This window comes from Acinetobacter sp. YK3, assembly GCF_001729365.1.
Classification (GTDB): domain Bacteria; phylum Pseudomonadota; class Gammaproteobacteria; order Pseudomonadales; family Moraxellaceae; genus Acinetobacter; species Acinetobacter vivianii.
Genome location: NZ_LZPJ01000117.1, coordinates 1 through 9,497 on the forward strand (window position 1 = coordinate 1; position 9,497 = coordinate 9,497).

Here is a 9,497-nt window from a genome sequence, read left to right on the forward strand (position 1 = left end):
TCAGATTGGCGTGGTTGCTCATAATGATGTTCACTTTGTTGAGCAAATAGATTTTGAGGCCCATGAGGCCCGCGTTTGTATTGCAGATGGCTATGTACTTGGCGATGATAAACGCCCGAAAAATTATAGCCCTGAACAATATTTTAAAACTGGCGAACAAATGTCTGAGCTATTTTCAGACATTCCGAGTGCAATTGAAAACACTTACCATATTGCAAGACGTTGTAATGTTGCATTACAGCTCGGAACTTATTTCTTACCTGATTTCCCGATTCCAGATGGGTATACCATCGACACCTATTTCGAGCATTTGTCTCGTGAAGGTTTAGAAGAACGCTTAAATGTTCTTTATCCGATCGCTGAACGTGACGAAGACTGGGCCGAGATTCGCAAACCTTATGATGAGCGGATCAAATATGAAGTCGATATTATTCTCAAGATGGGATTCCCGGGTTACTTCCTCATCGTCATGGACTTCATTCAATGGGCCAAAAATAATGGCGTGCCTGTTGGGCCGGGTCGTGGTTCAGGTGCGGGTTCACTGGTTGCGTATAGCTTAAAAATTACCGATCTTGACCCACTACGTTATGACCTACTCTTTGAACGTTTCTTAAACCCGGAACGTGTCTCGATGCCCGACTTCGACGTCGACTTCTGTATTGCCGGTCGTGACCGTGTAATTGAATACGTTGCACAGAATTATGGTCGTCAGGCGGTTTCACAGATTGCCACTTTCGGTACCATGGCGGCAAAAGGTGCGATTCGAGATGTAGCCCGTGTCTTGGGTAAATCCTATGGTCTGGCTGACCGTATTTCTAAAATGGTTCCAACCAAGCCACTGGGTGTCGATCTAGCGACTGCGATTGACATGGAACCGCAGCTCAAAGACATCGTCACCAACCCGTCCAATCCAGACAATGATGATGCGGCTGAAATCTGGGAAATGGCGCTTAAGCTAGAAGGTATCACGCGTAATACAGGTAAGCATGCCGGTGGTGTTGTTATTGCACCCGGTAAAATTACCGATTACTCAGCCGTTCTTTGTGATGCCGATGGTACCAACCGTGTTGCACAATATGATAAAGATGATGTTGAAGCTGCAGGTCTGGTTAAATTCGACTTCTTAGGCTTACGTAACCTGACGGTGATTGAAGATGCTGTTCAGAATATCAATAAGCGGATCAAATCCGAGATACCACTAAACATTTCCAATGTTCCTTTAGACGATAAAGACGCTTATCTGGTGTTTGCCGAGGCAAATACCACTGCGGTATTCCAGTTTGAATCCGTCGGCATGAAAAAGATGTTGAAGGAAGCACGACCAAGCAAATTTGAAGAGATTATTGCCTTCGTTTCCTTGTATCGTCCGGGCCCGATGGATCTTATTCCTGACTTTATCCATCGTATGCATGGCGGTGAGTTTGAGTATCTTCATCCCCTGCTTGAAGGCGTATTAGAACCAACCTACGGGATTATGGTTTACCAAGAACAGGTAATGCAGGCAGCACAGTTCTGTGCAGGCTATACACTCGGTGGCGCGGACTTACTTCGTCGTGCCATGGGTAAAAAGAAACCTGAAGAAATGGTCAAACAGCGCCAGATCTTTATTGAAGGTGCGGCGAAAAAAGATATTGATGAAGCAACTGCCAACCATATCTTCGACTATATGGAAAAGTTTGCAGGCTATGGTTTTAACAAATCCCATGCCGCAGCCTATGCCCTTGTTGCCTACCACACCGCTTGGTTAAAAGCACATTACCCTGCTGAATTTATGGCGGCGGTTTTATCTTCGGAAATGCAGAATACCGACAGTATCGTGTTCCTGATCGACGACTGCCGTAATAACAAGCTGGAAGTGCTACCACCGTCTGTGAATATGTCTTTGTACCATTTCCATGCCAGCGATGAAGCAACCATTGTGTATGGTCTAGGTGCAATTAAAGGCGTTGGTGAGCAAGCGATGCAATCGGTCATCGACTCACGCATCAATGAAGGCCCGTACAAGGATTTATTCGACTTCTGTCATCGTATTGATTTGAAAAAAATCAATAAACGTACTTTAGAAGCCCTGATCCGTGCGGGTGCGCTGGATTGTCTCGGTATTGAACGTTCGAGCTTAATGGCACAATTGCCAGAAGCCGTACAAGCAGCTGAACAAGCGCGCAGTAACCGTGAAACAGGAATTATGGACTTGTTTGGTGAAGTTGAAGAAGTTCAGCGTAAACCAGCCAAACCCGTGAAACCTTGGTCAGACGAAGTTCGTCTTAAAGGTGAAAAAGACACGCTGGGTCTCTACCTCACAGGTCACCCGATTGATGTCTATCGCCCAGAATTAAAATCATTCATTTCAGCAAAACTGAATGAGCTGACCCCGACACGTCGTGGTGTTACCACGGTTTTTGCAGGTTTAGTTGTTGATATTGCCAACTTCCCAAACCGCATTATGATCACACTGGATGATGGCACAGCTCGTGTCGAAATCAGTTGCAACCATGAACGTTTCCAACGCTACAAAGAAGTGGTTCGCTTAGAACAAGTCGTGGTGATTGAAGGTGAAATCTACGAACGTGAAGGTTTTGACCGTCCAATGGCACGGTTAAGTAAGGCGTTCAGTTTGAATGAAATTCGCCAGAAACGCGCCCAAAGTATTCAGGTTCGCTTAGCACAAGACCTGATGAGCAAAACTTTAGCAAAAGATTTACAAGCGATTCTTTTACCTTATTGTAATGTTGATATGTGCCAGCATATTGGCCTGCAAATCCAGCTTGAGCAAAGTTTTGCAACCGCCGAGCTACACCTCGGCCCACAATGGAAAGTTGCACCACTGGATGAGTTGCTGAGCAAATTGCGGGATTATTTTGGTAAAGAAGCAATTGCGATCGAATACCAAGTGAAATCTAAAGCAGCCAAAGTTGCAGAAGCACCGAAAGTGGCAAATATCGCACCGCCGCCTGACAACATGTCAATGGATGAAGCGCTTGATCTCTATCAGGCAGAAGTCTCTCAATACTCTTAATTCTGGATAATATATGAACCAGTTTGACTCAAATAACGTGTCCAAACATTTGGATCATGTCCGTATTGTCATGGTCAATACAACCCTACCAGCCAACATTGGTAGTGCTTTACGTGCAATGAAAACCATGGGCTTATCTAAGCTCGTATTGGTTGCACCGAAAACCTATCCACATCCCGATATTGATGCTCTGGCAGCCGGTGCACAGGATTTAATTGAACAGATTGAGATTGTTGAGACGCTGGAACAAGCTATTCAGGATTGTCATATCGTATTCGGTACCAGTGCCCGTAGTCGCACCATTCCTTGGCCATTGCTCGATGTTCGCCCTGCAGCAAAAGAAGCATTACAGGCAGCAAGCAAAGAACAACATGTTGCCATCGTTTTTGGTCGTGAAGATCGTGGACTGACCAACGAAGAACTGGCCTTAGCCAATTACCATTTAACCATTCCAGTCAATCCTGAATATGGCGTACTAAATGTCGCTCAAGCCATTCAGGTGGTGTGTTATGAAATGAGAATGGCTGCACTTGAACAAAATACTCAAGTTACAGATACACCAGATGACCACATGCAACTAAAACAACAGCAAAGCATGGAATGGGATGAACCACTGGTGACGCAGCAACAGATGGAAGAGTTCTACCCTCATCTGGAAAAAATGCTGACTGAAATCGAATTTTTAGACCCGAATAATCCCCGTTTACTGCCATTACGCTTGCGTCGTTTATTTGGAAGGATACAATTAGATCGTATGGAGTACCATTTATTACGTGGGATCTTCAGTCGCGTTCAGGCACTTGCCAAAGGTTCATGGAAAAAGACAAACACGGAGGATCATTCAAATGATTAAACAGCTTAAAGAAGATATCGAGGCTGTATTTGCACGTGATCCTGCGGCTAGAAACACGCTGGAAGTGCTAACGACCTATCCCGGTATCCATGCGCTAATCATGCATCGTATGGCACATGAATTATGGAAAAAAGAATATAAAGGTACGGCTCGCCTACTTTCTTCTTTTAGTCGCTTTGCCACAGGCATTGAAATTCACCCAGGTGCAAAAATTGGCAAACGTTTCTTTATCGATCACGGCATGGGTGTTGTGATTGGTGAAACAGCTGAAATTGGCAATGACGTTACGCTTTATCATGGCGTTACCCTAGGCGGCACAACCTGGAATAAAGGCAAACGCCATCCAACGCTTGAAGATGGAGTTGTAGTCGGTGCAGGCGCAAAAATTTTAGGTCCATTTACTGTCCATAAAGGTGCGAAAGTCGGCTCAAATGCTGTAGTGACCAAAGAAGTCCCTGAAAATGTGACTGCGGTCGGTAACCCAGCGCGTTACATCTTCAAAGATAAAAACCAAGTCGAACAAGATGAAGTCAGCCGTCGTGATTATGCCGAAAGTATTGGGTTCCAGCCTTATGCAACGACACAAGATCAATCTGATCCAATTTTAGAAGGTATTCGTGTACTGCTGGATCGTATGCAGAAAAACGAAAAACGTATGAATGTGCTGTGCCAGCGCCTCTCAGAACTGGATCCGAGTTTCTCGCCTCAAAGTTCTAAAAATCAACCATTGAGTAAAGAAGAACTTAAAATTATTGAAGAAGTTAGACGTGAATGTGAAGCACAGAACAAAACTTCGGCAACCTAAGCGAATATATAAGAAATGTAACAAGCTTATCATTGCAAGTTGGTTTTGCTTTTCCTAGACTGGTGAAACCAACGATCTACTTCTCATTTAACTAAAATTAATGGATGTAAGCATGAATTTTAAGCCTTTGGCATTACTTGTACTTTCAACTTCTTTTTTAACCGCCTGTGGCATCGCCCCAGTCAAAAAAGATAAAGCTTCTGAGCCATTTGTATTCAAAGAGCCAGAACCGACAGCACCGTTCTATGCTTTAAATCCAATCAAATATGATGCACCACCAAGCTTCGAAGTTGCGATTAAAGATGCTGCTGCTCAGCCTGTGACTAAAATGGTTGTGTCATTACAAAATGATCCATCAAAAACCACCACATTAGATATCAACAAACTCATCGTTCCGACAATCGACAGCAAACAACGCAATGTAAAATATGCAGTTCTTGCAGGCGAAAATGAAGTCGATGTGACTGAGATTGATGACTTCTTACAACTGGTTGAAGGTAAGGCACGCCACTATCCACCTCGCTTCCCTGACCGTCAAGAACGTAAAGGTTATGAAGCGAAGTTGAAAGAAACAACTCAAAAATTAGATGCTTTGGCAGAAAAACCAAATGCGTCTATCGACGTACTAACACGTGCTTTTAAAGCAAGCGTGATGGCACGTAATATGGATTTGGGTACAGCGTACACCACCAAATCATTGACCTATGCTCAACGTATTCTTGCAATGAACCCAAATGATGCTGAAACAAACTTCTGGTTTGGTTTTGGCTTGTCTGAAGGTGGCGGTCAACGTGAAGCAATTCCTTATTTAGATAAGGCAATGAAAGGCGGTGTTCAAGAAGCTTATCTTTCTGCTGCTAACAACTATCTCTGGTTAGAGCAAAAGAAAAATGCGCTTCAAACCTTAAAGAACTACAAAATCAATTACCCAGATGAAGCTGAAGTTACTGATCGTTTGATCAAAGAAGTTGAATCTGGAAAACGCTGGAATGTTTGGCAAGTATTGAACTAATTACTGTCCCATTCTGTAATGAAAAATAGACTGTCGTGTACAGTCTATTTTTTTATGGATGATTGAAAAAACATTCGATTTTCGTATTATAGCTACAATCTCCCAGCCAACTTGCTGATTTATGAAGCTAGCATTTACCCCGAATAAACGTTTATTTGCGATCAGCCTACTCAGTACTATGGTGATGAGTGGTTGTCAGGTCGTCAGTCTGAAACAGCAAGACCTCAATGTGACGATCGCGAACGAGCGTAATAGTATTCTGACACAGAAAAAATTGAGCGAAGCCAGCCTCAATGTCCTGTCAATGTCTGGCAAAGAAGCAAAAGTCTGCATGCAGACTCCAAATGAATGTATTGCAGATCTGCATAAGATTCCGCAGATTCAGGATGAGCAACTTTTATCTACTGCCAGCGAATTATATCTTTCAAAAGCCATGAGTCTTTCTGACTCCTCTGAATGTAAAGTCAGTAAGCTCACCAAACATAAAGCTGAAGAAGAACAAAAAGCTATTCAGAAAACCTATGAAAACTGTCTGGATCAGGAGCTTGAAGCTTTAGATAAAAGTATTCGCTACAGTTATGCTTATTTGTTTAAGACTGCCCGCCAGCCGCAGGAACGGATTTTTGATAACAGACAAGTTCAAATTCGGGATTTCTATAATCAGGCGTTGACCAAAATGGTCAATGTCCATAGTTTAAGAAACCCATCCAAAACCATTACACCAACGATTAAAATTGGTAAAAGCACATACACCATCGATATTCAGTCCTATCAACGCTTGCAGAACATGCAGCTCGAGAAGTTTATTTCTAGCTATAACATGAACTTTTCTGGGTTAAGAGCGATTAACCGTCGAGATGGTTTCGGTTCAGATTTCGTGGCTGTATTTCCTTCGACCGATAGTGCTGCTCATGGTGAAAATAAATACATCCTTGATCCATTAAGTTATAGCTATCCAAATGGGGTTAATCCAAATATTCATAAAGCACGTTATCTGGCTGCAACCATTATTGCACAACCTAAAAAGACAACCGCAACGGTTGACGATGTGCTTAATAGTCCAGAATTTGAAGTCAAGGTTTACGATCCATATAGCGTCGAGAAAGTAAATATTGCTGGAAAAGAATACTCTCTGGCAGCCAATTTCTCTGCGCCTTATGGGCTTTGGCTGGCTGAAAATAATTTAGGGACTGCCGCTTATTTAACTTTAATTGACCGCGATCAGCACCTCACCATGCCGCATTTATATATGCTTGAACCTTATAATCCGAACAAAAAAGTGATTGTACTGGTGCATGGTCTGGCAAGTAGCCCAGAAGCGTGGATTGCTGTAACCAACGACATTATGGGTGATGCGGTATTGCGCGAGCACTATCAGGTTTGGCAAGTCTTTTATTCGACCAATATGCCTATTCTTGAAAGCCGTTTTCAAATCTATGCCGTGTTAAAGCAAGCCTTTGGCTCACTAAATCCTAAAGATGCCGCTGCTCAAGATGCGGTTTTAATTGGTCATAGTATGGGCGGGATCATTAGCCGTCTTTTGGTCAGCAATGCTGATATTTCCAAAGAAGCACTGACCATGATGAACAGCCGCCAACAGGCACGTTTGAGAAAGCATCCTGTGATTGGCGAGCGTCTCAAGATGGAACCGATTACAAACTTTGATCGTGCCATTTTCTTGGCAGCCCCACATCGTGGTACAGACTATGCAGATCGCTGGTTTACCTTGGCAGCCCGTAAGATTATCAAGCTCCCTGCTACATTCTTGACAACCTTAGCGGATACACTTACTAGTGATGACATGGATCTTAAGGATTTCGTCAAAACCTTGACCAATGACGTGATCCAGAATGGCCCAAGTGATCTGAGCAAAAAATCCAAATTTATGGAATTAACTGCTACGATCCCACCAGAAAAAGGTCTAGTTTTCCATTCAATTATGGGCAACATTACCAAAAGTGATGATCCGAATGTCATCACCGACGGAATTGTTCCTTATAAAAGTGCACATTTAGATGGTGCTGTGTCTGAAAAGATTTTCAAAGGTGGTCATTCCATTCAGGAAACCCCTGAAGCAGTATTAGAACTTCGTCGTATTTTACGCGAACATCTGGTTGATCATGGTTTATATAAACCGAAGAACTAAATGCAATAAAAAAGCCCCAAGTCATTGGGGCTTTTTTTTGATCACATCATTTATACGCCAGAACGGATCATATAATCAAAGGCAGAGAGTGATGCTTTGGCACCTTCACCTGTGGCAATGATAATTTGCTTGTATGGCACGGTAGTACAGTCACCTGCAGCAAATACACCCTTAACACTGGTTTCGTTACGATCATTAATCACGATCTCACCACGGTTGCTCAACTCGACAGCACTGTTCTTTAAGAAATCCGTGTTTGGCAATAACCCAATCTGTACAAAGATCCCCGCAAGCTCAACCGTATGTTCAACATCAGTCGCACGGTCTTTGTATTTTAATGCTGTTACTTGAGCTCCATCACCAACCACTTCTGTACTCAATGCATTCATGATCACTGTGGTATTTGGCAAACTGTTTAACTTGTCTTGTAACACTTGATCGGCACGAAGCTTGGTATCGAATTCAACCAGAGTCACATGCTCAACAATGCCTGCAAGGTCAATCGCTGCTTCAACACCCGAGTTACCACCACCAATCACCGCAACACGTTTGCCTTTGAACAATGGGCCATCACAGTGTGGGCAATATGCGACACCACGGGTACGATATTCTGCTTCACCTGGAACATTCATCTCTCTCCAGCGTGCGCCAGTTGAAAGAATGATGGTTTTCGATTCAAGTTTGGCACCATTTTCCAGTTCAACTTCAACCAGACCATTTACAGTCTGATCTGCACCTGTGATCTTGCTAACACGTTGCAGGTTCATGATATCCACGCCGTATTCACGGACATGCGCTTCCATATCCTGAGCAAACTTAGGACCTACTGTTTTTTGCACCGTGGTAAAGTTCTCAATATCCATGGTATCCATCACCTGACCGCCAAAGCGTTCAGCCACGATACCTGTTTTAATACCTTTACGTGCTGCATAGATTGCTGCTGTACCACCCGCAGGGCCACCACCAATCACCAATACATCAAACGCATCTTTGGCATTGATTGCCGCTGTATCTTTCTCGGCAGAATTGGTATCTAACTTGGCAACGATTTCTTCCAACGTCATACGACCTTGACCGATATGTTCATTATTCTGAAATACCATAGGTACAGCCAAGATTTTGCGTTCTTCCACTTCGTCTTGGAAGAAAGCACCATCAATCATGGTCGCCGTGGTATTTGGGTTATTGATTGCAATGAGATTGAGCGCTTGCACTACATCTGGACAGTTATGGCAGCTCAATGAAACAAACACATCAAAGTTTGCAGTCAAGTTTAAGCCTTTGATTTGAGTCAAGACTTCATCAGATACTTTCGGTGCATAACCAGACACTTGTAACAATGCCAAGATCAAAGAGGTAAACTCATGTCCCATCGGTAAGCCTGCAAAGAACACACGCGGTTGTTCGCCTGCTTTCGCTACACCGAAACTAGGACGGCGAGCGTTTGAACCGTCAAAACGCGCCGTAACCTGATCAGAAAGTTCCGCGATTTCCGTTACGAGTTCTTTGATTTTTTCTGCTTTATCTGAGTCATCTAAAGCAGCAACCAGTTCGATCGGACTTTCTAAACGTTCTAAATAAGCTTTTAATTGAGTTTTAATATTTTGATCTAACATGTATGACTCCAAACCCTAAGACTTTTAAATCAGTAAATTCATTCAATGA

General features: G+C 43.2%; 6 protein-coding genes. 5 read left to right on the top strand and 1 reads right to left on the bottom strand.

Going from position 1 to position 9,497, the window contains the following annotated elements; genetic code table 11:
- The 5 genes from dnaE to A9Z07_RS14440 form a co-directional block, all read left to right on the top strand.
- The coding region (dnaE, locus tag A9Z07_RS14420; protein WP_069579568.1) for a DNA polymerase III subunit alpha at positions 1-3,016 on the top strand (3,016 nt) is incomplete at its 5' end.
- Positions 3,017-3,029: 13 nt separating this feature from the next.
- Positions 3,030-3,869, top strand: a complete 840-nt coding sequence (locus A9Z07_RS14425; protein WP_062848328.1) for an RNA methyltransferase — start codon at positions 3,030-3,032, stop codon at positions 3,867-3,869.
- Entirely contained in the window at positions 3,862-4,674 is an 813-nt protein-coding gene (cysE, locus tag A9Z07_RS14430) for a serine O-acetyltransferase (protein ID WP_005257044.1), read from the top strand. The genes A9Z07_RS14425 and cysE overlap by 8 nt, the downstream gene beginning before the upstream one ends.
- 112 nt (positions 4,675-4,786) lie before the next feature.
- Complete coding sequence (locus A9Z07_RS14435; protein WP_047432689.1) at positions 4,787-5,686, top strand: ABUW_2363 family tetratricopeptide repeat lipoprotein; 900 nt, start codon at positions 4,787-4,789, stop codon at positions 5,684-5,686.
- A 121-nt stretch (positions 5,687-5,807) separates the two neighbouring features.
- On the top strand, positions 5,808-7,832 hold the full coding sequence (locus A9Z07_RS14440) for an esterase/lipase family protein (protein WP_005257040.1): 2,025 nt from the start codon (positions 5,808-5,810) through the stop codon (positions 7,830-7,832).
- Positions 7,833-7,882: 50 nt separating this feature from the next.
- Here A9Z07_RS14440 and ahpF read toward each other — a convergent pair whose 3' ends face one another.
- Positions 7,883-9,448: an alkyl hydroperoxide reductase subunit F gene (ahpF, locus tag A9Z07_RS14445; protein WP_069579570.1), complete on the bottom strand. Its 1,566-nt coding sequence runs from the start codon at positions 9,446-9,448 to the stop codon at positions 7,883-7,885.
- Between the last annotated feature and the right edge of the window lie 49 nt (positions 9,449-9,497).

Coding starts and splice junctions, on each gene's coding strand:
- A9Z07_RS14425 (WP_062848328.1), top strand. CDS start 3,030: ATGAACCAGTTTGACTCAAATAACGTGTCCAAACATTTGGATCATGTC.
- cysE (WP_005257044.1), top strand. CDS start 3,862: ATGATTAAACAGCTTAAAGAAGATATCGAGGCTGTATTTGCACGTGAT.
- A9Z07_RS14435 (WP_047432689.1), top strand. CDS start 4,787: ATGAATTTTAAGCCTTTGGCATTACTTGTACTTTCAACTTCTTTTTTA.
- A9Z07_RS14440 (WP_005257040.1), top strand. CDS start 5,808: ATGAAGCTAGCATTTACCCCGAATAAACGTTTATTTGCGATCAGCCTA.
- ahpF (WP_069579570.1), bottom strand. CDS start 9,448: ATGTTAGATCAAAATATTAAAACTCAATTAAAAGCTTATTTAGAACGT.